The 23,882-nt window shown below is 73.2% G+C and carries 25 protein-coding genes; 13 read left to right on the forward strand and 12 right to left on the reverse strand.

Annotation, left to right across the window (positions count from 1 at the left end; translation table 11 throughout):
- A partial coding sequence (locus tag ACZ7N4_RS28655; RefSeq protein WP_471363321.1) for a helicase-associated domain-containing protein occupies positions 1-1,970 on the forward strand: 1,970 nt, incomplete at its 5' end.
- A gap of 96 nt (positions 1,971-2,066) precedes the next feature.
- On the forward strand, positions 2,067-3,710 hold the full coding sequence (locus tag ACZ7N4_RS28660) for a DNA repair helicase XPB (RefSeq protein ID WP_471363323.1): 1,644 nt from the start codon (positions 2,067-2,069) through the stop codon (positions 3,708-3,710).
- A 31-nt stretch (positions 3,711-3,741) separates the two neighbouring features.
- Here ACZ7N4_RS28660 and ACZ7N4_RS28665 read toward each other — a convergent pair whose 3' ends face one another.
- Genes ACZ7N4_RS28665 through ACZ7N4_RS28675 form a run of 3 tightly spaced genes read right to left on the reverse strand, consistent with a single transcriptional unit; the run spans position 3,742 to position 5,399 of the window.
- Positions 3,742-4,071 (reverse strand): hypothetical protein, encoded by a 330-nt coding sequence (locus ACZ7N4_RS28665; RefSeq protein ID WP_471363327.1) that lies wholly within the window; start codon positions 4,069-4,071, stop codon positions 3,742-3,744.
- On the reverse strand, positions 4,035-5,180 hold the full coding sequence (locus ACZ7N4_RS28670; protein WP_471363740.1) for a glycosyltransferase 87 family protein: 1,146 nt from the start codon (positions 5,178-5,180) through the stop codon (positions 4,035-4,037). Before ACZ7N4_RS28670 ends, ACZ7N4_RS28665 begins: the two co-directional genes overlap by 37 nt.
- A 42-nt stretch (positions 5,181-5,222) precedes the next feature.
- On the reverse strand, positions 5,223-5,399 hold the full coding sequence (locus tag ACZ7N4_RS28675; RefSeq protein WP_471363331.1) for a hypothetical protein: 177 nt from the start codon (positions 5,397-5,399) through the stop codon (positions 5,223-5,225).
- 198 nt (positions 5,400-5,597) lie between these two features.
- Here ACZ7N4_RS28675 and ACZ7N4_RS28680 point away from each other — a divergent pair, with 198 nt between their 5' ends.
- Together ACZ7N4_RS28680 and ACZ7N4_RS28685 are read left to right on the forward strand one after the other, a co-directional pair.
- A complete protein-coding gene (locus tag ACZ7N4_RS28680; RefSeq protein WP_471363334.1) occupies positions 5,598-7,652 on the forward strand; it encodes a HelD family protein in 2,055 nt (684 codons plus the stop codon).
- A gap of 144 nt (positions 7,653-7,796) precedes the next feature.
- Complete coding sequence (locus ACZ7N4_RS28685) at positions 7,797-8,399, forward strand: LppU/SCO3897 family protein (protein ID WP_471363337.1); 603 nt, start codon at positions 7,797-7,799, stop codon at positions 8,397-8,399.
- On the opposite strand, the gene ACZ7N4_RS28690 is transcribed toward ACZ7N4_RS28685, so the two are convergent.
- Positions 8,396-9,094 (reverse strand): copper homeostasis protein CutC, encoded by a 699-nt coding sequence (locus ACZ7N4_RS28690; protein ID WP_471363340.1) that lies wholly within the window; start codon positions 9,092-9,094, stop codon positions 8,396-8,398. The genes ACZ7N4_RS28685 and ACZ7N4_RS28690 overlap by 4 nt on opposite strands.
- An 88-nt stretch (positions 9,095-9,182) precedes the next feature.
- Entirely contained in the window at positions 9,183-9,851 is a 669-nt protein-coding gene (locus tag ACZ7N4_RS28695) for a maleylpyruvate isomerase family mycothiol-dependent enzyme (RefSeq protein WP_471363343.1), read from the reverse strand.
- Positions 9,852-10,270: 419 nt separating this feature from the next.
- On the opposite strand from ACZ7N4_RS28695, the gene ACZ7N4_RS28700 reads away from it, so the two are divergent.
- Entirely contained in the window at positions 10,271-10,921 is a 651-nt protein-coding gene (locus ACZ7N4_RS28700) for an HD domain-containing protein (protein ID WP_471363346.1), read from the forward strand.
- Positions 10,922-10,947: 26 nt separating this feature from the next.
- Complete coding sequence (locus ACZ7N4_RS28705) at positions 10,948-12,045, forward strand: GNAT family N-acetyltransferase (protein WP_471363349.1); 1,098 nt, start codon at positions 10,948-10,950, stop codon at positions 12,043-12,045.
- Here the strand turns inward: ACZ7N4_RS28705 and ACZ7N4_RS28710 are convergent.
- Together ACZ7N4_RS28710 and ACZ7N4_RS28715 are read right to left on the reverse strand one after the other, a co-directional pair.
- A complete protein-coding gene (locus ACZ7N4_RS28710; RefSeq protein ID WP_471363352.1) occupies positions 12,030-12,305 on the reverse strand; it encodes a DUF4031 domain-containing protein in 276 nt (91 codons plus the stop codon). The genes ACZ7N4_RS28705 and ACZ7N4_RS28710 overlap by 16 nt on opposite strands.
- Before the next feature lie 7 nt (positions 12,306-12,312).
- A complete protein-coding gene (locus ACZ7N4_RS28715) occupies positions 12,313-12,696 on the reverse strand; it encodes a hypothetical protein (protein WP_208879551.1) in 384 nt (127 codons plus the stop codon).
- Between the two features lie 56 nt (positions 12,697-12,752).
- Between ACZ7N4_RS28715 and ACZ7N4_RS28720 the strand changes: the two genes are divergently transcribed.
- Positions 12,753-13,658, forward strand: a complete 906-nt coding sequence (locus tag ACZ7N4_RS28720) for a MurR/RpiR family transcriptional regulator (RefSeq protein WP_471363358.1) — start codon at positions 12,753-12,755, stop codon at positions 13,656-13,658.
- A gap of 118 nt (positions 13,659-13,776) precedes the next feature.
- Positions 13,777-14,703 (forward strand): N-acetylmuramic acid 6-phosphate etherase, encoded by a 927-nt coding sequence (murQ, locus tag ACZ7N4_RS28725; protein WP_471363363.1) that lies wholly within the window; start codon positions 13,777-13,779, stop codon positions 14,701-14,703.
- 36 nt (positions 14,704-14,739) lie between these two features.
- Here murQ and ACZ7N4_RS28730 read toward each other — a convergent pair whose 3' ends face one another.
- Positions 14,740-15,417: a class I SAM-dependent methyltransferase gene (locus ACZ7N4_RS28730; protein ID WP_471363368.1), complete on the reverse strand. Its 678-nt coding sequence runs from the start codon at positions 15,415-15,417 to the stop codon at positions 14,740-14,742.
- A gap of 84 nt (positions 15,418-15,501) precedes the next feature.
- On the opposite strand from ACZ7N4_RS28730, the gene ACZ7N4_RS28735 reads away from it, so the two are divergent.
- Entirely contained in the window at positions 15,502-16,074 is a 573-nt protein-coding gene (locus ACZ7N4_RS28735) for a hypothetical protein (RefSeq protein ID WP_471363371.1), read from the forward strand.
- A gap of 34 nt (positions 16,075-16,108) precedes the next feature.
- On the opposite strand, the gene ACZ7N4_RS28740 is transcribed toward ACZ7N4_RS28735, so the two are convergent.
- From ACZ7N4_RS28740 to ACZ7N4_RS28750, 3 genes are all read right to left on the reverse strand, one after another.
- Positions 16,109-17,233: an NADH:flavin oxidoreductase gene (locus tag ACZ7N4_RS28740; protein ID WP_471363374.1), complete on the reverse strand. Its 1,125-nt coding sequence runs from the start codon at positions 17,231-17,233 to the stop codon at positions 16,109-16,111.
- Between the two features lie 143 nt (positions 17,234-17,376).
- Positions 17,377-17,568: a hypothetical protein gene (locus tag ACZ7N4_RS28745; protein ID WP_471363376.1), complete on the reverse strand. Its 192-nt coding sequence runs from the start codon at positions 17,566-17,568 to the stop codon at positions 17,377-17,379.
- A gap of 26 nt (positions 17,569-17,594) precedes the next feature.
- On the reverse strand, positions 17,595-17,834 hold the full coding sequence (locus ACZ7N4_RS28750; protein ID WP_471363379.1) for a hypothetical protein: 240 nt from the start codon (positions 17,832-17,834) through the stop codon (positions 17,595-17,597).
- Positions 17,835-17,911: 77 nt separating this feature from the next.
- Between ACZ7N4_RS28750 and ACZ7N4_RS28755 the strand changes: the two genes are divergently transcribed.
- The 4 genes from ACZ7N4_RS28755 to ACZ7N4_RS28770 all read left to right on the forward strand — a co-directional run bounded on the left by ACZ7N4_RS28755 (position 17,912) and on the right by ACZ7N4_RS28770 (position 22,027).
- Positions 17,912-18,751: a helix-turn-helix domain-containing protein gene (locus ACZ7N4_RS28755; protein WP_471363383.1), complete on the forward strand. Its 840-nt coding sequence runs from the start codon at positions 17,912-17,914 to the stop codon at positions 18,749-18,751.
- Positions 18,735-18,992, forward strand: a complete 258-nt coding sequence (locus ACZ7N4_RS28760; RefSeq protein ID WP_471363385.1) for a DUF397 domain-containing protein — start codon at positions 18,735-18,737, stop codon at positions 18,990-18,992. The genes ACZ7N4_RS28755 and ACZ7N4_RS28760 overlap by 17 nt, the downstream gene beginning before the upstream one ends.
- Positions 18,993-20,384: 1,392 nt before the next feature.
- The gene (locus tag ACZ7N4_RS28765) at positions 20,385-21,287 is read left to right on the forward strand and encodes a hypothetical protein (protein ID WP_471363388.1); all 903 of its coding nucleotides are present in this window, start codon (positions 20,385-20,387) and stop codon (positions 21,285-21,287) included.
- Positions 21,288-21,346: 59 nt separating this feature from the next.
- Entirely contained in the window at positions 21,347-22,027 is a 681-nt protein-coding gene (locus ACZ7N4_RS28770) for a Uma2 family endonuclease (protein WP_471363392.1), read from the forward strand.
- 95 nt (positions 22,028-22,122) lie between these two features.
- Here ACZ7N4_RS28770 and groL read toward each other — a convergent pair whose 3' ends face one another.
- Positions 22,123-23,745 carry a chaperonin GroEL gene (gene groL, locus ACZ7N4_RS28775; protein ID WP_014673417.1) on the reverse strand — a complete coding sequence of 541 codons (1,623 nt, stop codon included), beginning with the start codon at positions 23,743-23,745 and terminating at the stop codon, positions 22,123-22,125.
- Positions 23,746-23,882 lie beyond the last annotated feature (137 nt).

A 23,882-nucleotide genomic window follows, 5' to 3' on the forward strand; every position in this document is an offset into this window, starting at 1 on the left:
TGCGCTGGCTGCTGGACCGGGGTCTGCTGCTGCCGACCGCGCCCGGGACCGTCGTCCTGCCCCGCGAGGTCGCCCTGCACCTGCGCGAGGGCCGAGCGCACCGCACGCCCGAACCGCTGCCGCCCGCCGTGGAGCCGGCCGCGGCGCACTCCCCGCAGGTGGTGGACGCCACCGCGGCCGGGCAGGCCTACACGGCGCTGGCCACCGTCGAGGAGCTGCTGAAGGACTGGGACGAGGGCGGCCCGGCGGTGCTGCGGGCGGGCGGGCTGAGCGTCCGGGACCTCAAGCGGACCGCGGTGGCGCTGGACGTGTCGGAGCCGGTCGCCGCCTTCTGGACCGAGCTGGCCTACGCGGCCGGACTGGTCGCCTCCGACGGCGAGGCCGACGAGCGGTACGCGGCCACGCCCGCCTACGACGAGTGGCTGGAGCAGCCTCCGGCCGAGCGCTGGGCACGGCTCGCCCAGGCGTGGCTGACGGCCACCCGCACCGCGGGGCTGGTCGGCGGGCGGGACACGAAGGACCGGACGCTGTCGGCGCTCGGCCCCGGCCTCGACCGGTCCGCCGCGCCGGAGGTACGGCACCGGGTGCTGTCCCTGCTGGCCGGGCTGGCGCAGGGCGCGGCCCCGGACACCGAGTCGGTCCTGGCCCGGCTGCGCTGGGAGCGCCCGCTGCGGGGCGCCCGGCGGGACGGCGCCGAGGACGACCTGCGCTCCCGGCTGGCCCGCTGGACCCTGTCGGAGGCGGAACTGCTGGGCGTGACCGGCCGGGGCGCGCTGTCGTCCCACGGCCGCGCGCTGCTGGGGGCGCCGCCGGCCGGGCGGACCGGGGGCACGGGCGGGAAGGCCGGGAGTCCCGCCGGCGGTACGGCCGGGCCGGCCGACGGCACGCCGGAGGCGGGCACGTCCGCCCGGGCAGCCGGCCCGTCCGGGCCCACCGTGCCCGCGGAACCCGCCGGCCCCGGCGACAAGCTCCCCGTGCACCACCACCGCTCCCCCGGGCGCCCCACTGTCCTTTCCTCCGCCGAGCAGACCGCCGCGACCGCCGCCGCGGCCCGGCTGCTGGCTCCGCTGCTGCCCGAGCCGCTGGACCACGTGCTGCTCCAGGCCGACCTGACCGCGGTCGCCCCCGGCCCGCTGCGACGACCGCTCGCGGACGTGCTGGGCGTGCTCGCGGACGTGGAGTCCAAGGGCGGCGCGACGGTGTACCGGTTCACCCCGGCCTCGGTCCGGCGCGCCCTGGACGCCGGGCGGACCGCCGCCGACCTGCACGCCTTCCTCACCGAGCACTCCCGCACCCCGGTCCCGCAGCCGCTCGCCTACCTGATCGACGACGTGGCCCGCAGACACGGCCACCTGCGGATCGGCGCGGCCTCCGCCTACGTCCGCTGCGACGACGACGCCCTGCTGAACGAGATCCTCGCCGACAAGCGCGCCGCCGCCCTGCGTCTGCGCCGCCTGGCACCGACCGTGCTGGCGGCGCAGACCGACCCGGCGACGCTGCTGGAGGGGCTGCGCGCGATGGGGTACGCGCCCGCCGCCGAGTCCGCCGAGGGCGACGTCCTGATCACCCGCGCGCACGCCCACCGCACCCCGCCGCGCTCCGCGCCCGAACCGGTGCCGGAGGGGCCGCCGCCGCCCGACGCCACGCTGCTCGCCGCGGCGATCCGCGCGATCCGGGCCGGCGACCTGGCCGCCACCGCCCCCCGCAAACCCGTCGGCGAACCCCTGGCGGGCGGCGAGCTGCCGCGCACCTCCTCCGCCGAGACCCTGGCCACCATGCAGGCCGCCGTCCTGACCGGCGACTCGGTCTGGATCGGCTACGTCAACGCCGACGGCGCCGCCAGCCAGCGCGTCATCGCCCCCGTCCGCGTGGAGGGCGGCTTCGTGACGGCGTACGACCACACGTCCGACGAGGTCCGCACCTACCCCCTGCACCGGATCACCGGGGTGGCGGAGCTGGCGGACGACTGAGGCCGCCCCGGGCCGCAGTCGATCTCGCGTCCTTCGGCCACCACGGGAGGATGAGGCACACTGGACGTTTGGCCGTGATGGAAGGGTGTGCCGCGCGTGAATGGTCCGCTGATCGTCCAGTCCGACAAGACCCTGCTCCTGGAGGTCGACCACGAGCGGGCCGACGACTGCCGTCGTGCCATCGCGCCCTTCGCCGAGCTGGAGCGGGCGCCCGAGCACATCCACACCTACCGGGTCACCCCGCTCGGGCTGTGGAACGCGCGCGCCGCGGGGCATGACGCCGAGCAGGTCGTGGACGCGCTGGTGCAGTACAGCCGGTACCCGGTGCCGCACGCGCTGCTCGTGGACATCGCCGAGACGATGGACCGCTACGGCCGCCTCACCCTGACCAAGCACCCCGCGCACGGACTGGTCCTGTCCACCACCGACCGGCCGGTGCTGGAGGAGGTGCTGAAGTCCAAGCGGATCGCCCCGCTGGTCGGCGCCCGGATCGATCCGGACAGCGTGGTGGTGCACCCCTCCGAGCGCGGGCAGATCAAGCAGACCCTGCTGAAGCTGGGCTGGCCGGCCGAGGACCTCGCCGGGTACGTCGACGGTGAGGCCCACCCGATCGAGCTGCTGGAGGACGGCTGGGCGCTGCGTCCGTACCAGAGGCAGGCCGTGGAGAACTTCTGGCACGGCGGCAGCGGTGTCGTCGTGCTGCCCTGCGGCGCGGGGAAGACGTTGGTCGGCGCCGGGTCCATGGCGCAGGCGAAGTCGACCACGCTGATCCTGGTCACCAACACGGTCTCCGCCCGGCAGTGGAAGCACGAGCTGGTCAAGCGGACCTCGCTGACCGAGGACGAGATCGGCGAGTACAGCGGGACGAAGAAGGAGATCCGGCCGGTCACCATCGCCACCTACCAGGTGCTGACGACCCGGCGGAAGGGCGTCTACCCGCACCTGGAGCTGTTCGACTCCCGGGACTGGGGGCTGATCGTCTACGACGAGGTGCACCTGCTGCCCGCGCCCGTCTTCAAGTTCACCGCCGACCTCCAGGCGCGGCGGCGGCTGGGGCTCACGGCCACCCTGGTGCGGGAGGACGGACGGGAGTCGGACGTGTTCTCCCTCATCGGGCCCAAGCGGTTCGACGCCCCGTGGAAGGAGATCGAGGCGCAGGGCTACATCGCGCCCGCCGACTGCGTCGAGGTCCGGGTGAACCTCACCGACTCCGAGCGGCTGGCGTACGCCACCGCCGAGACGGAGGAGAAGTACCGCTTCTGCGCGACCACCGAGACCAAGCGGAAGGTGACCGAGGCGATCGTCCGCCGGTTCGCCGGGCAGCAGATCCTCGTCATCGGCCAGTACATCGACCAGCTGGACGAGCTGGGCGAGCACCTGAACGCCCCGGTGATCAAGGGCGAGACGTCCAACGCGCAGCGCGAGAAGCTCTTCGACGCGTTCCGCGAGGGCGAGATCAGCGTGCTGGTGGTGTCCAAGGTCGCCAACTTCTCCATCGACCTGCCCGAGGCCACGGTCGCCGTCCAGGTGTCCGGCACCTTCGGCTCCCGGCAGGAGGAGGCCCAGCGGCTCGGCCGGGTGCTGCGCCCCAAGGCCGACGGCCACCAGGCGCACTTCTACTCGGTCGTCGCCCGCGACACCGTCGACCAGGACTTCGCCGCCCACCGGCAGCGCTTCCTGGCCGAGCAGGGGTACGCCTACCGGATCGTGGACGCGGACGACATCCTGGCCGAGAGCTGACGGGCCCGGACGGCGGGACGTTCCCGCCGGCCTAGAAGAACGCGTGGTACTCCATCCAGCCCGTCGTCCTGCCGGACTTGCCGTAGTACCAGTCGCCGCCCTTCGCGGTGCAGTACACCCGCACGTTGTTGCCCGCGAAGACGGACTTCTTCACCTTGGACCGGAAGCTGGGGCTCGTGTACATGTCGGCGTGGTCCCACTGGACGACCTGCAGGGTCCGGTCCTTGATGTTCTTGGTGCACGCCGAGGAGCCGACGGCCGAGGCGCCGGGAGCGGCCATCAGGGTGGCGCCGAGGGCGAGGGCGGTGGCGGCGGTCAGCCCGCTCACCGCCTTGCGGAGCGGAATCTTCGAGAAGAGCATGCCGGTTTCCCCGTGTGTTCGGTCGAAAGAGTCGGACAACGATTGATCATGCTGTCATACGAGATGATCAGCCCGATCGCGAGGAGCGGGTAAGCGGCTGCCAACGGCTGCTGCCACCAGGGCAGTTCCAGGTCCAGGGCGCCCTCGTGGGGCACCAGCCACATCGTGCGGGCGGTGAAGACCAGGGCCGTCAGCGCCGCCGTACGGGGGTGTCCGTCGGCCAGCAGCACGGCGAGCAGCGGCACGCACCACACCCAGTGGTGGGTCCAGCTGACCGGGCAGACCAGCAGGGCCGTGAACGCGGTCAGCAGGACGCCGTGCGCCTCCCGGCGGGCACGGGCCGCCAGCACCAGCCCCGCCGCCGCGACCGCCGCCGCCGGCAGCGCCCAGGCGAGGCCCGGCCCGGGGTCGCCGAGGGCCCGCGCGAGAAGGCCCCGCAGGGACTGGTTGTCCACGATCCACGCCTTGCCCACCCGGTCGGTCTCGTACAGCCGCCGGGTCCAGAAGTCCGCGCTCGCCGAGGGGAGCAGTACGGCACCGAGCGCGACCGTGCCCGCGAAGGCCGCCACCGCCGTCGCCGCCTCCCGCACCCGGCCGCGCAGCAGCAGGTACACCACGAACACCGCCGGGGTGAGCTTGACGCCGGCCGCGATGCCGAGGCCCAGCCCCTGGGCGCGGGCGCCGGGCGGCCGGGTCAGGTCCGCCAGGACCAGGCAGGCCACGGCCAGGTTGATCTGGCCGAACAGCAGCGTCTGGAAGACCGGCTCCAGCCAGAGGGCGAGGGCCGTGGCCGTGCAGAGCGGGGCCGGCGGGAGGGGGCGGGAGGCCAGGCGGGCGGAGAGCGCGACCAGGGTGGCGAGCAGGACGGTGTTGCCCGCGAGGAAGGCCGCCTTCAGGGCCGTGACCGGGATCCAGGTCAGGGGGACGAAGAGGACGGCCGCGAAGGGCGGGTAGGTCGCAGGGAGCCGCCACTCGGTGACGGTGAAGCCGTACAGGTCGGTGCCGTGGGCCACGGCCGCGCCCTCGGCCCGGTAGACGAGGAGGTCGGCCATGGGTGCGCCCCGCAGGGCGCACAGCGTGACGAACGAGGCGAGGGAGAGGGCGAGCAGGAGCAGGGCCGTCCGGTTCCGCACGGACGCGACCCTATGCCGTCACCTGCGGCGTGTGCCCGCTTCCGCGCCGTACTCACCGAGGATGACGATCTCGAAGGCGGCCTCCAGGAACACCTTCACCGCGCGGAGGACGTTGCCCGGCCAGTGGTGGTGGACGCCGTCGAGCGCCGTGGCGCCGGACGGCGGCCGGGAGGACATGAAGCTTGCTGCGCTCATGTCTCCATGGTGGAACTCCGCACCCGTCCCCCGCATCGGTCCACGGGCCCGATCCGGGACCGGAAATCCATTGGCCCCCACCCCGCCCCCTCACCTAAAATCTCCGCCCTTGCCCGCCTCCACTCGGAGTGCCGCCGTCCGGCCGGAAACCGGGCGGCATCGTCGTAGCCACGCAGCAGGCCCACCGGAGGCACCCCCTTGTCCACGCCCGCCCACGACACCCTCGACGGTCCGCTCGCCCGAGAGCGCTCCCACCTCGCCGCCTCCCGTGCCGCCCTGCGCGCCATGCGGGAGGACGTGGAGGCGCTGGACATCGGCGACGTCACCGCGAACTGGGTGAACGCCCGGATCCTGGAGCGCCAGATCGGGGAGCGCATCAAGGCGCTGGCCGACCTCAGCGACACCCCGTTGTTCTTCGGCCGGCTCGACTACCTGCACGCTCCGGGCGCGGAGCAGGCCGAGGGTGCCGAAGGGGAGGAGTTCTACATCGGGCGTCGGCACGTGCACGACGCCGACGGCGACCCCATGGTCATCGACTGGCGTGCGCCGGTCTCGCAGCCGTTCTACCGGGCGTCCAGGAAGGACCCCATGGACGTCGGGCTGCGCCGCCGCTTCGGCTACACCGGCGGCGAGCTGACCGCGTACGAGGACGAGCGCCTCTCCGACCCGGAGGAGGCGGCCACCACCAGCAGGCTGCTCCAGCAGGAGATCGAGCGGCCGCGTGTCGGCCCGATGCGGGACATCGTCGCCACCATCCAGCCCGAGCAGGACGAGATCGTCCGCAGCGGCCTCGGCGGCACGGTCTGCGTGCAGGGCGGCCCGGGCACCGGGAAGACCGCCGTCGGCCTGCACCGCGTCGCGTACCTCCTCTACGCCCACCGGGAGCGGCTGGCCCGCACCGGCACCCTGGTCATCGGGCCGAACCGGTCCTTCCTGCACTACATCGAGCAGGTCCTGCCCGCGCTCGGCGAGCTGACCGTGCGGCAGGCGACCGTGGACGACCTGGTCGCGCACGTGGAGGTGCGCGGCACGGACGAGGCCGCCGCCGCGATCGTCAAGGGCGACGCCCGGATGGCCGAGGTCCTCCGACGCGCCCTGTACTCCCACGTGACCCTGCCCACCGAGCCGGTCGTGGTGGTGCGCGGCTCGCGGCGCTGGCGGGTCCCGGCGTACGAACTGGAGGAGATGGTCCGGGAGTTGCTGGCCCGGGACATCCGCTACGGCGCCGCCCGCGAGGCCCTGCCGCAGCGGATCGCGCACGCGGTGCTGGTGCAGATGGAGCGGGCCGGGGAGGCCCCCGACGACCGGGTCCAGGACGCGGTGGCCCGCAACAGCGCGGTGAAGGCGGCCGTGAAGGCGCTCTGGCCGGCCGTCGACCCGGCCAGGCTGGTGCTGCGACTGCTCACCGACGCGGAGTTCCTCGCCGAGCACGCCGACGGTGTCCTGACCGAGGACGAGCAGAAGACGATCGTGTGGGCCAAGCCGGTGCGCGGCGTGAAGTCGGCCAGGTGGTCGGCGGCGGACGCCGTGCTGGTCGACGAGGCGGCCGACCTGGTCCAGCGCACGTCCTCGCTCGGCCATGTCGTCCTGGACGAGGCGCAGGACCTCTCCCCCATGCAGTACCGGGCCGTCGGCCGCCGCTGCACCACCGGCAGCGCGACCGTGCTCGGCGACCTCGCGCAGGGGACGACCCCGTGGGCGACCCGGAGCTGGGCGGAGGCGCTGGCCCATCTCGGCAAGCCGGAGGGGGCCGTCGAGGAGCTGACCGCCGGTTTCCGTGTGCCGACGGACGTCATCGCGTACGCCTCCCGGCTGCTGCCGCACATCGCGCCCGGCCTCGCCCCGGTCGCCTCCGTCCGGGAGAACCCCGGCTTCTTCGAGGTCCGCACGGTCACGGGGACCGCCGACACCGTCGCCGCCTGCGAGGAGTCGCTGCGCAACGAGGGCTCGACCGGTCTGATCGCCGCCGACGCCCGCGTCCCCGTCCTCGCCGACGCGCTGACGGCGGCCGGCATCCCCTGTCTGGCCCCCGGCGAGGAGACCACCCGGGAGACCCGGCTGACCCTGGTCCCGGCCTCGCTCGCCAAGGGCCTGGAGTACGACTACGTGGTCCTGGACGAGCCGCAGGCCGTGGTGGACGGCGAGCCGGACGAACGCACGGGCCTGCGGCGCCTGTACGTGGCGCTGACCCGGGCGGTGTCGGGCCTGATCGTGACGCACACGGCGCCGCTGCCGCCACAGCTCGCCGAGTAGGGTGCTGTGCCGTTCCGCCATGTCCGCCTGGAGAGGCCTCCGTTGAGCACGCCGTACCCGCCGCACGCGTCGCCGTACCCGCAGCAGCCGGGGCCGTACCCGTATCAGCAGCCGCCCGGCCCCGGGTGCGAGGTGTGCGGGGCGATGCCCGCCGCGCCGGTGACGGTGCGCGGGCACCAGGGGATGGTGGTGGTGATGCGGTTCCTGCGGCGCCAGGGCGTGCTGTGCCGCACCTGCGGGCTGGCCGTCGCGCGGAAGATGCAGGCGGACACCCTCGTCCAGGGCTGGTGGGGTCCCCTGTCGATGCTCATCACCCCGTTCGTCCTGCTGATCAACCTGGGGGAGCTGTCCCGCATCCGCAAGCTCCCGCCGCCGGCCACGGCCGCCTGGCGCCCGCCGCTGGACCCCGGCCGCCCGCTGCTGAGGCGGCCCGCGGGCCTGATCGCGCTCGTCCCGCTGCTCGCCCTCGCCGGGCTGGTCCTCGCCATCCCGGTGCTCCTGGTCATCGGCGTGGTGGTCGACTCCGGCGGGAGCGGGCACCCCACCCTGACTCCCGGCTCGTGCGCCCGCAACGACGCGGACTGGCCCGAGCAGGACCTGCGGCCGGTGGACTGCGGCTCACCGCAGGCGGAGTTCCGCGTCTACTGGCCGGACACTCCCTCCTGCCGGTCCGGCGACTACGACGCCTACCCGCAGTACAGCGAGAACGGGGACCTCTCGCTGTGCCTGCACCCGGTGCGGAACTAGCGGGCCACCCCGTCCAGCGTCGTCCGCCACTCGGCCACCGCGTCCGCGGAGACCGGTCCCTGCCAGCCGTCGGGACGGGCCGCGCCGCCGATGTGGAAGGCGTCGATCCCGCCGGCCCGCAGCCGCGGGACGTGGTCGAGGCGCAGTCCGCCGCCGACCAGGATCTGCTGCCCGTACCCCGGCTCGCCGCCGTGGGCCGCCTCGGCGAGCAGCGTGGGCAGGCCGTCGTCCACGCCCGAGGCGGAGCCGGCGGTGAGGTAGGTGTCGAGGCCGGGCAGGTCGGCGAGCTGTTTGCGCAGGGCGTCCCGGTCGGCGGCCCGGTCGATCGCCCGGTGGAAGGTCCACGGGCAGCCGCCGAGCGCGCCGACGACCCGCTCCACGGCGGCCAGGTCGACGCCACCGTCCTCGGCGAGGAAACCGAGGACGAACTGGTCGGCGCCGGCCTCCCGCAGCTCGCCGGCCACGCCGACCAGCCGGTCCACGTCCCCGGCGGCGAACCCGTCCGCGAGCCGGAGCATCACGCGCAGCTCGATGTCGACGGCGGCACGGATCGCGGCGACCGTGGCCGGCGCGGGGGTGAGCCCGTCGGCCGCCATCTCGGTGACCAGCTCCAGCCGGTCCGCGCCTCCCGCCTGGGCGGCGACCGCGTCCTCGACGTCGAGGGCGATCACCTCCAGGACCGCACGCTTGCTCATGGCACCCCATTCCTCGGCGTTCTCGGGCGACTACAGGTCTAGTCCAATTCAAGAGTACGCCGGTACCGGAGCGCCACAGTGCCGCCGGTCACCCGAAGATGTTCAGCTCCTTCTCCCGCACCCCCGCCAGCTCGTAGGCCGCCGCCGGCACCGGCCGTCCCGAGTACAGCCGGACGAGCGTGGGGGCGTCGCCGATGTACCGGGCGGGCGGACCCTCCCCGGCCGGAGCGCCGAGCCGCAGCGGCTCGTCCAGGTCGTCGACGTCGGCGTGGAGCGGCACGTGCTCCCTCTGCCGGGTGTGCCGCACCAGCAGGGCCAGCGCGTGCGGCAGCCCCGCCCCGGCGTACGCCCCCGGCTCGCCCAGCACCTCCCGCACGTCCCCGGCGTGCACCCACTCCCCCAGGGCGATCAGGTCCAGCCGCCCGTCGCCCCGGGCGATCACCGGCCCGGCCTCCGTCATCCCCCGCTCCAGCTCGTCCACGACCCGCGCGTTCGTCCAGTCGGCCCGCTCGGCGATGTCCCGGTCGTTCGACTCCGGCGAGAACACGCCCTCCTCGAACCGGTTCTCCACCACCCGCGTCAGCGCGGCGGAACAGTGCGCCAGCACGTCCCGCACCGTCCACCCCGGACACGCGGCCGTCGGCAGCGCGAAGTCGGAGTCGGGCCGGGACCGCAGCAGCGGCACGAGGGCGTCGCGCTCGACGGCCAGCAGCCGTCCGGGCAGTTCGGGATCGCGCACTTCCAGCGTGTCAGTCATGACGGCCACGCTAGGGGCGACCGGGGCGGACCGTCACGCGGGAAACGGACGGGCAGCCGAAACGGGGAGGCGGGGGGCGGGACGGGGCAGCGGTCCGGTGGCCGACCGGCGAGACGGCAGGACGCTGCAGCGACACGGTGACCGACCGGGGGGCGGCGGGACGCGACCGGGCAACGGACCGGGAAGGCGGCAGGACGCGGCAGCGACACGGTGATCGACCTGGGGGCGGCGGGACGCCGACCAGGCAGCCGACCGAAAGAAGCGGCCGGGAAAGCAGCCCGGGCAGCCGACCGAATGAAACGGCCGGGAAAGCAGCCCCGGCAGCCGACCGAAGAAGCGGCCGGGGAGGCGGGCGGGCGCCGACCGAAGAAGCGGCCGGGGAGGCGGGCGGGCGCCGTCCGGCGCGGAAGAATGGTCCCATGGCCGATCTCGACGCCCTGCGCCTCCGCTTCGCCCGCGCCCTGGAAGCAGCCCGTGCCCCCGGCGGCGGCTCCGACCCCGACCCCGTCCCGTACGCCGACAACCTGCTCGCCCGCTGGCAGGAGCCGCAACGCCGGTACCACACGGTGGCCCACCTCACCGCCGTACTCGACCACGTCGACACACTGGAGGCGTACGCGGACGACCCGGACGTGGTCCGGCTGGCCGCCTGGTTCCACGACGCGGTCTACCTGCCCGAGCGGTCCGAGAACGAGGAACGCTCGGCACGGCTGGCCGAACGCGCCCTGCCGGAGGCCGGGGTGCCGGACGCGAAGACGGCCGAGGTGGCCCGGCTGGTCCGGCTCACCGTCACGCACGACCCGGCCGACGACGACCGCGACGGCCAGGTGCTGTGCGACGCCGACCTCGCGATCCTGGCCGCACCCCCGTCGGCGTACGCCGTGTACACCGCCGAGGTCCGCGAGGAGTACCACTTCGTCCCGAGCGACGCCTTCCGCCAGGGCCGTGCGGCGGTCCTGCGTCAACTCCTCGACCTGCCCCGCCTGTTCCGCACCCCGTACGGCCGCGAGCACTGGGAGGCCACCGCCCGCTACAACCTCGCGTCCGAGCTGGAAATGCTGTCGACCTGAGGGCCTCGCCGCCGTACTGTGCGCGCATGCGGACCATGAGCGGGGACCAGGTGGAGGCGGCTGTCGCCAGCTGCACGGACGCACTGCGCGCGGCGGTGGACCGGGACTGGGAGGCCGTCGACGCGGCCGGTCTGGACTGGAGTTGCCGTACCACCGCGCTCCACATCGCCCAGGCCGTCACCAAGTACGCCGGCCAGCTCGCCGCCCGCGCCCCGCACCGCATCCCGCTGAACCTCACCCTCCCCGAGGGCACCGACAACGCCGGGCTGATCCAGGTGATCGAGGCGACCGGCGCGGTGCTGGCCGCCGCGGTCCGCACCGCACCGCCGGGTGTGCGGGCCTTCCACCCCCTCCCCTTCGGCAGCGCCGACCGCGAGGGCTTCGCCGCGATGTGCGTCACCGAGGCGCTGCTGCACACCCACGACATCACCCGCGGCCTCGGCCTGCCGTACGAACCCCCCGCCGACCTCGCCGAATCCGCCCTGGCCTGGCTCTTCCCGCACGTCCAGCCCGGTCCCGCCCCCTGGCCGACCCTGCTGTGGGCGACCGGCCGCGGCGAGTTGCCCGGCCGCGCCCCGGTCACCGACTGGACCTGGTACAACAACCTCGTCATCCCCACGGATCGCCTCACCCTCACCGGCATCCGCCCGGCCGCCGCCGACGATCTGCGCCTGGGCGGCACCGGTGGCTTCGACTGGCTCGACGGCGGCCCCTACGAGGGCACCCGGGAGGCCTGCTCCCACCTGCTGAAGGCGTACGAAGCCGGCGTCCACCGCCCCGAGTTCGGCGTCTTCGCCCTCGTACGCTCCGAGGACGGCCGGGCGGTCGGCGGCATCGGATTCCACGGCGCCCCGGACGACGAGCGCCGGGTGGAGATCGGCTACGACCTCGTCCCCGGCGCCCGCGGCAACGGCTACGCCACCGAGGCGCTGCGCACCCTGACCGAGTGGGCCCTGGCCCGGGAGGACGTCGACACGGTCATCGCCACGGTCGAGCGCGCCAACCTGCCCTCACAGCAGGTGGTGAGCCGGGCGGGCTTCACCCCGGCGACGGTGGAGGAGGAGCGCACCGCCCGGGACGAGCACGACATGGACGCGGGGCTGCTGCTCTACCTGCGCCGCTGAGCCGGGCCCTTGCGCCGGCGCAGTCCGGAGGACGTCAGCAGCCGGACCACCTCGCGGCTGCTGACCTCCACCGCCCCCGCCGCCACCACGTCCGCGTAGCGGTGGGACGGGACGTCGTAGTGGTCCCCGTCGAAGGCCCGGCGGGGGACGCCCACCCCGGCCGCGAACAGGTGGAGTTCGTCGTAGGAGACGTCACTGACCAGGTGGGACCACAGGCGGCCGTGGCCCGGCCAGGTGGGCGGGTCGATGTAGAGGGTCACCGGTGCCTCACGAGGACGTCGTCCCGCCGGTCGCCGAGGCCAGGGAACCGACGGAGGCGACCTTCACGCCCGCCTTGTGGCACACCCAGTGCGGGTCGGGGCCCAGTTCCGGTTCCACGTCCAGGGCGTGCGGGTCGCCGGAGCCGCACACCGGGCACAGCGGCCAGCGGCCGTACCGCTCCAGCAAGGCGTCCTGGACGTCCTGGGCGACCAGTCCGGCGACGAAGGCCAGGCCGTCCGGCCACTGCTCCACCCACCAGCGCCGCTGCGCGATGGAGTCCTCCACCAGCGACACCACGTCCGCCTCCGCGACCTGGCCGGCGACCAGGTCCGCGAGCACCAGGGCGCGGGCCGCGTGCAACGCCTGTTCCAGGGGGCTGATGGGGTCCATGCACCCCATTGTGCGCACTCTTGACCGCGACACCGAACCGAAAATATCTTTCAATCGTGACCCAGGACGTGAAGGAAAGTTTCGGCAGTCCGGGTGGCTCCCTCGCCGCCAAGGTGCGCACCCTCGCCCCCTCCATGACCCGGTCCATGCAGCGCGTCGCCGAGGCCGTCGCCGGTGACCCGGCCGGCTGCGCCGCGCTCACGGTCACCGGACTCGCCGAACTCACCGGCACCAGCGAGGCCACCGTCGTCCGCACCGCCCGGCTGCTCGGCTACCCGGGCTACCGCGATCTGCGGCTCGCCCTCGCCGGGCTCGCCGCCCAGCAGCAGTCCGGCCGCGCGCCCGCGATCACCACGGACATCGCGGTGGACGACCCCATCGCCGACGTCGTCGCCAAGCTGGCCTACGAGGAGCAGCAGACCCTCGCCGACACCGCCGCCGGAATCGACACCGCGCAGCTCGACGCGGCCGTCGCCGCCCTCGCGGCCGCCCGCCGCACCGACGTGTACGGCATAGGGGCGTCCGGACTGGTCGCCCAGGACCTCACCCAGAAGCTGCTGCGGATAGGGCTCATAGCCCACGCGCACAGCGATCCGCACCTCGCGGTGACCAACGCCGTGCAGCTCCGTTCGGGTGACGTGGCGATCGCGATCACGCATTCGGGGTCCACGGGGGACGTCATCGAGCCACTCCGGGTGGCCTTCGAGCACGGCGCGACGACGGTGGCCGTCACCGGCAGGCCCGACTCGGCGGTCACGCAGTACGCCGACCTGGTGCTGACCACCTCGACCTCGCGGGAGACCGAGCTGCGGCCCGCCGCGATGTCCTCGCGGACGAGTCAGCTGCTGGTGGTGGACTGCCTGTTCGTGGGAGTGGCACAGCGGACGTACGAGACGGCGGCGCCGGCCCTGGCCGCGTCCTACGAGGCGCTGGCCCACCGGCACCGGAACGCTTCGCGATGAACCGCGGAGCGATGGACCGCGGGCGTTGGACCGCAGGCGATGGACCGTAGGGCGATAGACCGTAGGGCGATAGACCGTAGGGAAAGCACGCCCCCGTACTGGAGAGAGCCACCCCCCAATGACCTCTCATGACCTCCGCAGCCAACTCGCCTCCCTGACCACCGAAGCCTTCCGGCCCGAACTGGCCGACATCGACCGGCTGCCCACCCTGGACATCGCCCGGCTGATGAACGACGAGGACGCGGGCGTCCCCGGCGCGGTGGCCGGGCAGCTGCCCCGGATCGCCGCCGCCATCGACGCCGTGGCCGCCCGCATGAGCCGCGGCGGACGGCTCGTCTACGCCGGGGCCGGCACCGCCGGACGACTGGGCGTGCTGGACGCCTCCGAGTGCCCGCCCACCTTCAACACCGACCCGGACCAGGTCGTCGGCCTGATCGCGGGCGGCCCCTCGGCCATGGTCACCTCAGTGGAGGGCGCGGAGGACTCCCGGGAGCTGGCCCGGCGGGACCTGGACGCCCTCGGACTCACCCCGGACGACAGCGTGGTCGGCGTCTCGGCGTCCGGTCGTACGCCCTACGCCGTCGGGGCCGTCGAGCACGCCCGTGCGCTCGGCGCGCTGACCGTCGGCGTGGCCTGCAACGCGCGCAGCGCGCTGGCCGCCGCCGCCGAGCACGGCATCGAGGTCGTCGTCGGCCCCGAGCTGATCACCGGCTCCACCCGGCTGAAGGCCGGGACGGCCCAGAAGCTGGTCCTGAACATGCTGTCGACGATCACGATGATCCGGCTCGGCAAGACGTACGGGAACCTGATGGTCGACGTCCGTGCCTCCAACGCCAAGCTCCGCGCCCGCTCGCACCGGATCGTCTCCCTGGCCACGGGCGCGGGCGACGCCGAGATCGAGAAGGCCCTCTCGGAGACCGGTGGCGAGGTGAAGCACGCGATCCTGGTCCTGCTCGCCGGCGTCGACGGCCCCACGGCCGCCCGCCTTCTGACGGACTCCGGCGGCCATCTGCGCGCGGCCCTGGCCCAGGCGTCCGCGCCCTGACGCCGTCCTCCAGACGGCCTCGGGCCCAGGGCGGCCTCAGGGCGCGGGCGCCCGCCACACCAGCGTGTACCGCCAGAACAGCCGGCGCCGCATCCGGGCGCCGGGCAGGAGGCGGCGGGCCGTGCGGAAGATCTCGCTGTGGGTCTCCCGCGGCTCCCTGGTCCGGGCCGTCATGGACACGGGCCGCCGAGCCGGCCGGCCGCGGTTCTTCACCCACCCCACCAGCGGGTTGAGCGCCACGGCCGGCAGACCGAGCGCGTGGTCCAGGGTGCCGGACGCCCGCGCGCAGCCGACGACGACCAGCGTGCCGCCGGGCGCGAGCCGGTCGCGGAGGCGGGTGAGGGTCTCGGCGAGCGGGAGGTGGTGGAGCACGGCGACGCAGGTGATCACGTCGTAGGGGCCGTCGGGGAGCGCGCGGGCGGCGTCGGCGACGGTGTAGGTGACGACGGCGGAGGCACCGGTGGAGGCGGGAGCCGACTCCCTTGCCCGGGCGAGGATTTCCGCGTCGGTGTCCACCCCGTGCACCTCCCGGGCCCGCCGGGCGAGCAGCCGTACCAGGTCACCGCTGCCGCAGCCGACGTCCAGCGCGGTCCCGAAGCGGCGGGGCAACCGCCGTAGCAGCCAGGGGTGGTAGTGGGTGTTGTGGTCCCAGGGATGGGCCGCGTTGAAGCGGTGCAGGGCGTCGAGGAGGCGGGCGGTACGGGTCGTCGTCACGGCGCCCACTCCACCACGCCCCGGCCCGGACCGCCCCGGCCCTCCGGACCAGGGCACCATGGAGGGGAGGAGGCAGCGACCGATATGAACCATGCCCAGCTCACCGCCCTCGGCCGGGCGCTCCGGGTGCTCGGCGAGCACGGGGAGGCCCTGACCGCCGACACGCCGGACGCCCGGCTGCACGAGATCAGGGACGACCTGCGGCGGGCCCTCGACCTGCTGGACGACACCGTCTCCGCCGGTGCGCCCGCCACCCGTTGCCCCGAGCACCCGCAGGGCCCCGTGGACGAGAGCGCGCCCGACCTGTGTCTGCTGTGCGAGACCCGGCGCCGGGCCGCCCGCCGCTCGGAGTTCCAGGGCGGCAGGCCCCGCCCGGGCGAGCCGGCTCCCACCGCCCCGTCCCGGTACGGCGTGCGCGGCGACCGCCCCCAGCCGCAGCAGCGGTGGCTGCCGGAGCTGTGGAACGGCCAGGAGTGGCAGCTGTGCGGCACCCCGAGGCGGGACCGGCACGAGGCGGAGGCCTATCTCGCGGCCCAGCGGCGCGGCTCACGCCCCGCGATGGCCTACCGGCTCGTGCACGAGTTCACCGATTACGAGGTGCTGCGGGTGTGGGGGACGCCGGTACGGATCGACATCGAGCCGCTGGGCAACCTGTGACGGCCGGCCACCCGGCCGCCGCTCGACGGCCGGGTCAGCTGAGCGTCTTGACGGTCGCCGCGTCGTACGGCTTCAGCTCGTCGAAGCGGTCGGAGAGCACCTTGGCCGCCCACTCCGGGTCCTGGAGCAGCGCGCGGCCGATGGCCACCATGTCGAACTCGTCGGACTCCAGGCGGTCCAGCAGGTTGTCGATGCCCTGGACCGGGGAGCCCTCGCCCTGGAACGCGTTGATGAAGTCGCCGTCGAGGCCCACCGAGCCGACGGTGATGGTCTGCTTGCCGGTGAGCTTCTTGGTCCAGCCGGCCAGGTTCAGGTCGGAGCCGTCGAACTCGGGCAGCCAGTAGCGGCGGGTGGAGGCGTGGAAGACGTCGACGCCGGCGGCGGCGAGCGGGGTGAGGATGGCCTCCAGCTCCTCGGGGGTCTCGGCGAGCCGGGCGGTGTAGTCCTGCTGCTTCCACTGCGAGTAGCGGAAGATGACCGGGAACTCGGGCGAGACGGCCTCACGCACGGCGGCCACGATCTCGGCGGAGAACCTGGTACGGGCCACCGGGTCGCCGCCGTAGGCGTCCGTACGGCGGTTGGTGCCGGCCCACAGGAACTGGTCGAGCAGGTAGCCGTGGGCTCCGTGGATCTCCACGCCGTCGAAGCCGATGCGCTCGGCGGCGGCAGCGGCCTCGGCGAACGCGGCGATGACGTCGTCCAGGTCCCGCTGGGTCATCTCCTTGCCGGTGGGCTCGGCGCCCGCGGTCTCGATGCCGGAGGGGCCCATGGCGGGGGCGTCCGGGAAGGGGGCGTCGCCCTGCTTGCGGACCATGCCGATGTGCCACAGCTGCGGCACGATCCGGCCACCGGCCGCGTGCACGTCCTCGGCGACCTTCGCCCAGCCCGCCAGCTGCTCCTCGCCGTGGAAGCGGGGGACGCGGTCGCTCTGCCCGGCCGACTCGTGGCCCACGTAGGTGCCCTCGGTGACGATCAGGCCGACACCGGCGGCGGCGCGGCGCGCGTAGTACGAGCGCACGTCCTCACCCGGGACGCCGCCCGGGGAGAACATCCGGGTCATCGGCGCCATCACGATCCGGTTCGGGACGGTGAGGCCGTTCAGCGTGATCGGCCGGGACAGGACGCGGGCCGCGCGGGAGGCGGGGGTCGTGGTGGTCACGTGGGGGGCTCCTCGTTCGGGGGCGGACGGGCAGGGCTACCGCCTGGTATGTGCGTGCGCATTGTTGCAGCACCTTAAGCAATCCGGGAAGCGCCCTCCGTATTCCCGCCCCCGGCTTCGAGTGGCGCGGGCCACACCGCCCCCTACGGCGGCCCCAGGAGCCGGGCCTCCCGGTTCAACCGCCGCACCCGCTCCCGCAGCACATCACCCGGCGGCGCCGGCTCGGCACTCTCCGGCGGACAGTCCCACTCCCGGCCGCCTCCGACGGGCCGCAGCTGCACGTAGCCGCCGACGTGCCCCATCACCTCGCCGATCCGCCCGGTCCGCACGTCCACGGCATACGCACCGACGGCGGGCCCCCTCACTCCGCGCCCCCCTGCGCCGCACCCCTCAGCACAGCCGCCAGCCGCGAGGCCACGCCCAGGTTGCAGCGCCCCAGGTCCACCAACGCGTACGGCTCCTCGTGCGCCGCCGACACGGGATCGACCCGGAGCGACGGCAGGATGATGCCGACGCCGTCCAGTGCGGCGCGCAGCTCTTCCACGGCCTTCTCGGTCTCGTCCACCCGTTCCACCTCCACGGTGAGTTCGTGATTCGTCACACAGGGTGTCGGCGCGCGGTCTAGCCTGGCCAGATACGACGCCCCAACAAGCCGTGCTGGTGAACCGGGAGTTGCTCATGCCTGGACCCAAGGACCTCGACCCGTCGTCGTCGCCCCGCGCGCTGCTGGGCGCGGAGTTGCGTCACGCGAGGGAGAAGGCCGGCCTGAGCCAGGAGGAACTCGGCCAACGGCTGTTCGTGAGCGGGTCGTTCATCGGGCAGCTGGAGGCGGGGACCCGGCGGATGCAGCCGGAGATGGCCCGGGTGTTGGATGAGGTGTTGGGGACGGGGGACTTCTTCACGCGGAACTGCACGGCGGCGGCCAGGTCGAAATATCCGGAGCACTTCGCGGAGGCGGCGGAGGCCGAGGCTCAAGCGACGGCGATCAGGCAGTACGCGCCGCTGCTCATCCCAGGACTGCTCCAGACGCCCGCTTACGCACGGGCTGTGTGCCGGGCTTACCAGCCCACGACACCCGAGAACGAGATCGACAGGCTGGTGACCGCTCGCATAGAGCGCGCCCAGATCCTCGACCATCCAACAGACCCCTTGTTGTGGTCGGTGATCGATGAGGCTGCGCTGCGGCGGGTGACCGGTGGGACCGAGGTGATGGCAGATGCCCTGCGCCATATCGCCGGTCTGGCCCGCCGGGGGCGTGCCATCGTGCAGGTGCTGCCGTTCGGGGCTGGGGCGCACGCGGCGATGGAGGGCTCCATCAAGCTGATGGACTTCGAGGACGCCCCTCCGCTGGTGTACTTCGAGGGGGTGGGTACAGGACGGTTGGAGGACGACCCGGCCATCGTCAGACACCAGCGGTTCACGTACGAACTCCTCACGGCGTGCGCACTCTCGCCGGAGAAGTCCCTGGTCCTCATCGAGGCGATGGCGCAGGATTACGCACATGAGGACCATCCCTGAGCACCTGCTGGACACGGCCACCTGGTGCAAGTCCAGCCATAGCGGTGGTGACGGCGGAGACTGCCTGGAAGTCGCCCGCTGGCGCAAGTCGACCTACAGCGGCGGCAGCGGCGGCGATTGCCTGGAAGTAGCCGACGGCCACCCCGCCCTCGTCCCCGTACGCGACTCCAAGGTCCCCCACGGTCCGAAGCTCGTGTTCCGGGCCGAGACCTGGGCTGCCTTCACCTCTTCCTTGAAGTGACCGTGGGGCCGCTCGCTTCTCGGCCAGTGTCGTGCTTCCACGGCCCGCCTCAAGGGCGCTGCGCGTCGCCTTCGGCGATGGGCCTCCGGCCCACCCTTGACCCGGTCCGCTCCAGCACGGGTCAGAAGCGAGCGAGCGGCCCTAAAGAGCAGTGGCCCAGCCCGGCACCGGCCCCTTGGGCGGGCTGGGCCGCACCGTCGGCAGGGGACGCGACCGCGCCTCACACGCACGCCGGGTCGGCTTAGCGGCGAACGGCGGGTGGGTGGTGGGCGCGACCGCATCTCGAACGCACGCCGGGTCGGCTTGGCGGCGAACCGCCGGTGGGCGGGGGCGCGGCCCTCGGCTCATGCGCACGCCCGGTCGGCTCAGCGACAAACCGCCGGCGGACGGGGCACGCGACCACGCCTCACACGCACTCCGGGACGGCTGCCCGCCCCCTGGACCTCACAGACCTCACCGCTCCCATTCCCGGCGGTGATTGGCGGATTTGTGCCATGGGTTCCAGCAAAGTGGCAGGTCAAGTGGGTGAGCGATCAGCGGGAGTGGCCCAAATCCGCCAAACACTGTCTTCGTGTGACCTGAGGGGCTGGTGGGGCATCCGAGAGACGCCGATGCTCCGGATGGGACGGAGGTGCGGCCCACCCCCACCCCCACCCCCACCCACCTCTCGCCGCTCGCCGCCAGCCCCACCCGCCGTCCACACGAAGCTCGACCGCGCGCCCCCACCGGCCGCAAGCCGCCGAGCAAACCCGGCGTCCACACGACACGCGACCGCGCACCCCCACCACCGGCCGTTCGCCGCTAAGCCGACCCGGCGTGCGTGTGAGCCGCGACCGCGCACCCCCACCCACCTCTCGCCGCCAAACCCACCCGGCGTGCGTGTGAGCCGCGACCGCGCACCCCCCACCCACCGCTCGCCGCCAACCCCACCCGGCGTCCATGCGAACCGCGACCGCGCACCCCCGGCTGACGGTGGGCAGCCAACCCGCCCAAGGGTCCGGTGCCGGGCTGGGCCACCGCCTTTCCGGGCCGCTCGCTCGCTTCTTCCCCGGGCTGGAGCGAGGTGTGTCAAGGGTGGGCCGGAGGCCCATCGGCGAAGCCGACGCGCAGCGCCCTTGACTCACCTCGCGGAAGCCCGACACTGGCCGAGAAGCGAGCGGCCCCAACAGCCACGTACCACCTCCCGGGGCTCAAGTCCCCAGCTCCGAGCGCCCTTTTCAAGGAACGGGTGAGGGTCCCCACCCACCCTCCCACCCCGCGAACTGACTTCACGCGTTCGACTTGCGACACACAGTCACGACGCTCTAGCGTGCCCGCATAACGAACAGCCCCCGCCCGGTGCGGCAACACCTGCGGGGGCTTGACCGACGAGACCGGAACGGCCCCGATCCCATGGCTGAAGCCAAGCTTAGTGCTGCCTCCCTCCCCGCGCACGTCTCCCCGCACCCGATGTCCAACCCGGGTTACGGCAAGCGCTCCGCGCCCGACCAACTCCGTCGTACCAAGCACGACTTCACTCACCTCCCGCCCCGCGAAGCCGCCGTCGCCGCCTACATCGACCGGCTGCCCGACGGCTCCGACATCTCCGTGAAGACGCTGGCCAAACACCTCCCCTACGGCCAGTGCGCCCTCCGCACCGCCCTCAATCGCCTGCAGCGGGCCGGGCACTTGAGGCGGGGACGGGAGCGGCTGGACACGGAGACAGGCGGCTTCCGCTGGATCACCCGATCGTGGTGGTCCCGTACGGCACGCGACGACGGCTGGTGGGCGAGGTTCACCCGAGGCGACGTACCGGAGCCGGAGCCGCCGCCGGGGACACCGGGCGACCGCGCCCGTCCCACCCGCTCCCGCGCCCACGTCCTGCTCGCCGCCCTGGGGCGCACGGCCCCGGTCCTCTCCCTCTCCGCCGCCGACTGCGCCGCGCTCGCCCCGCTGCTGACGGAGTGGTTCGCACGCGGGGCCACCGACGAGGGCGTGATCCGCACCCTGACCGAGGGCCTGCCCGCCTCCGTCCACCACCCCGCCGCCCTCGTCCGACACCGCCTCGCCACCAAGATCCCCCCGGAACCGGCACCGGCACCCGTCCCCCGGCCGCCCCGCCGGGTCCTGGAGTGCGCGGAGTGCGGAGTGCCGGGGCTGCCGGAGGCGCTGCCCGGGGGCGTGTGCAGACGGTGCCGGGGTGAACGCGCCCCCGCTCACCCCCGTACGCCCCTGCCGACCCCCACGGTCCACGCCCGCGCAGGTGAGATCCGGGCTGCGATGTCCCTGCGACGACACGAGAGGACACACGTATGACGGCTTCCACGGTCCGACATGACCACGCGGGGGCACGATGGAGGGGAGGAGGCGACGCCATGACCCCTGACACTGAAGAACGCCCGCAGATGTCCGTCGAGGACTTCGAGGAACTCGTCCGCAGGGCTCCGAGGGAGCTGCGGAACCGGCTGGAGTTCCTGGGCGGGAGGCTGTGCGTCCGGCACGGTCCGCTCGACGTGGAGGAGTTCGAGGAACTGGCCGCCGCAGCCCCCGAAACCGTGCGGCTCGAGTACGTCAACGGAAAGGTAGTGGTCAAGGCCATGCCGGACGGCAACCACGGCGAGATCTTCATGTGGCTGCTACGTCAGTGCATGCAGCAGCGCCCGGAGCTGAACCTCATGCCCGAGCGAGGCGTCAAGGCCGAGGCGTACCGCAAGGGACGTGCCATCACGGACGGCTTCCTCGCGCCCGTGGGTCACTTCAAGGGACACGGCAACTGGTCCGAGACCGACGGCGCCCTCATGGCCGTGGAGATCACCTCCCACGACCGCGACACCGACCAGCGCGACCGCGTCGACAAGCCGGTGGGGTACGCGGCGGCCGAGATCCCCGTCTACCTCCTCATCGACCGTGACAGCCGCGTGGTCAGCGTGTACAGCGAACCGAAGGACGGGCGTTACCTCCAGTGCTCCACCCACCCCTGGGGCGCCACCGTCGAACTGCCGCCGCCCGTGGGCATCACCCTCGACACGGACAAGCTCAAGGACTACGCCGACTGAGCCGGAGCCCGTAAACGCCCGAGGGCGGCACCCCCAGCCGGAAGCTGGACGTGCCGCCCTCGGTTCGCAGGACAGGCGATCAACCCTCAGGTCGATCAGAAGTCCATGTCACCGCCCGGCATGCCGCCGCCGGCCGGCGCGGCGGCCTTCTCCGGCTTGTCGGCGATGACGGCCTCGGTGGTGAGGAACAGCGCGGCGATGGAGGCGGCGTTCTGCAGCGCGGAACGGGTCACCTTCGCCGGGTCGATGATGCCCTCGGCGACCAGGTCGACGTACTCGCCGGTCGCGGCGTTGAGGCCGTGGCCCGGGGTGAGGTTGCGGACCTTCTCCACCACGACGCCGCCCTCGAGGCCGGCGTTGACGGCGATCTGCTTCAGCGGGGCCTCCAGGGCGATGCGCACGGCGTTGGCGCCGGTCGCCTCGTCACCCTCCAGCTCCAGCTTCTCGAAGACCTGGGAGGCCTGCAGCAGGGCCACGCCACCACCGGCGACGATGCCCTCCTCGACGGCCGCCTTGGCGTTGCGGACGGCGTCCTCGATGCGGTGCTTGCGCTCCTTCAGCTCCACCTCGGTGGCGGCACCGGCCTTGATGACGGCCACGCCGCCCGCGAGCTTCGCCAGGCGCTCCTGGAGCTTCTCGCGGTCGTAGTCGGAGTCGCTGTTCTCGATCTCGGCGCGGATCTGGTTCACGCGGCCGTTGACCTGCTCGGAGGAGCCGGCACCGTCGACGATGGTGGTCTCGTCCTTGGTGATGACGACCTTGCGGGCGCGGCCCAGGAGGTCCAGGGTCGCGTTCTCCAGCTTGAGGCCGACCTCCTCGGAGATGACCTCGCCGCCCGTGAGGATGGCGATGTCGCCGAGCATGGCCTTGCGGCGGTCGCCGAAGCCCGGGGCCTTGACGGCGACGGACTTGAAGGTGCCGCGGATCTTGTTGACGACCAGGGTCGACAGGGCCTCGCCCTCGACGTCCTCGGCGATGATCAGCAGCGGCTTGCCCGACTGCATGACCTTCTCCAGGAGCGGGAGCAGGTCCTTGACCGAGGAGATCTTGGAGTTGGCGATGAGGATGTACGGGTCCTCGAGCACCGCCTCCATGCGCTCCATGTCGGTCGCGAAGTAGGCGGAGATGTAGCCCTTGTCGAAGCGCATGCCCTCGGTGAGCTCGAGCTCCAGGCCGAAGGTGTTGCTCTCCTCGACGGTGATGACGCCTTCCTTGCCGACCTTGTCCATGGCCTCGGCGATGAGCTCGCCGATCTGGGTGTCGGCGGCGGAGATGGACGCGGTGGAGGCGATCTGCTCCTTGGTCTCGACGTCCTTCGCCTGCTCCAGCAGGGCGGCGGAGACGGCCTCGACGGCCTTCTCGATGCCGCGCTTCAGGGCCATCGGGTTGGCGCCGGCGGCGACGTTGCGCAGGCCTTCCTTGACCAGGGCCTGGGCCAGGACGGTCGCGGTCGTCGTGCCGTCACCGGCGACGTCGTCCGTCTTCTTCGCGACTTCCTTGACCAGCTCGGCGCCGATCTTCTCGTACGGGTCCTCGAGCTCGATCTCCTTGGCGATGGAGACACCATCGTTGGTGATCGTGGGGGCGCCCCACTTCTTCTCGAGGACGACGTTGCGGCCCTTGGGGCCCAGCGTCACCTTCACGGCGTCCGCGAGCTGGTTCATGCCGCGCTCGAGGCCGCGCCGCGCCTCCTCGTCGAACGCGATGATCTTGGCCATGTGAAGTGGTCCCTCCAGGACTGGGGGTGATTCCTTCGGACCGCGCCCGCGCCCGCGACGGACGGCTCGCCGGCCTCGTGGTCCCTTGCACCACACGGCCTGCGGGCCTCACCGACCCGGTCCTTCGCTGTCACTCT

The organism is Streptomyces sp. NPDC107654 (assembly GCF_055639035.1).

Coding starts and splice junctions, on each gene's coding strand:
- ACZ7N4_RS28700 (WP_471363346.1), top strand. CDS start 10,271: ATGGCCGATCTCGACGCCCTGCGCCTCCGCTTCGCCCGCGCCCTGGAA.
- ACZ7N4_RS28755 (WP_471363383.1), top strand. CDS start 17,912: ATGCCTGGACCCAAGGACCTCGACCCGTCGTCGTCGCCCCGCGCGCTG.
- ACZ7N4_RS28695 (WP_471363343.1), bottom strand. CDS start 9,851: ATGACTGACACGCTGGAAGTGCGCGATCCCGAACTGCCCGGACGGCTG.
- groL (WP_014673417.1), bottom strand. CDS start 23,745: ATGGCCAAGATCATCGCGTTCGACGAGGAGGCGCGGCGCGGCCTCGAG.
- ACZ7N4_RS28705 (WP_471363349.1), top strand. CDS start 10,948: ATGCGGACCATGAGCGGGGACCAGGTGGAGGCGGCTGTCGCCAGCTGC.
- ACZ7N4_RS28675 (WP_471363331.1), bottom strand. CDS start 5,399: ATGAGCGCAGCAAGCTTCATGTCCTCCCGGCCGCCGTCCGGCGCCACG.
- ACZ7N4_RS28685 (WP_471363337.1), top strand. CDS start 7,797: ATGCCCGCCGCGCCGGTGACGGTGCGCGGGCACCAGGGGATGGTGGTG.
- ACZ7N4_RS28760 (WP_471363385.1), top strand. CDS start 18,735: ATGAGGACCATCCCTGAGCACCTGCTGGACACGGCCACCTGGTGCAAG.
- ACZ7N4_RS28715 (WP_208879551.1), bottom strand. CDS start 12,696: ATGGACCCCATCAGCCCCCTGGAACAGGCGTTGCACGCGGCCCGCGCC.
- ACZ7N4_RS28690 (WP_471363340.1), bottom strand. CDS start 9,094: ATGAGCAAGCGTGCGGTCCTGGAGGTGATCGCCCTCGACGTCGAGGAC.
- ACZ7N4_RS28665 (WP_471363327.1), bottom strand. CDS start 4,071: ATGCTCTTCTCGAAGATTCCGCTCCGCAAGGCGGTGAGCGGGCTGACC.
- murQ (WP_471363363.1), top strand. CDS start 13,777: ATGACCTCTCATGACCTCCGCAGCCAACTCGCCTCCCTGACCACCGAA.
- ACZ7N4_RS28735 (WP_471363371.1), top strand. CDS start 15,502: ATGAACCATGCCCAGCTCACCGCCCTCGGCCGGGCGCTCCGGGTGCTC.
- ACZ7N4_RS28765 (WP_471363388.1), top strand. CDS start 20,385: ATGGCTGAAGCCAAGCTTAGTGCTGCCTCCCTCCCCGCGCACGTCTCC.
- ACZ7N4_RS28770 (WP_471363392.1), top strand. CDS start 21,347: ATGACCCCTGACACTGAAGAACGCCCGCAGATGTCCGTCGAGGACTTC.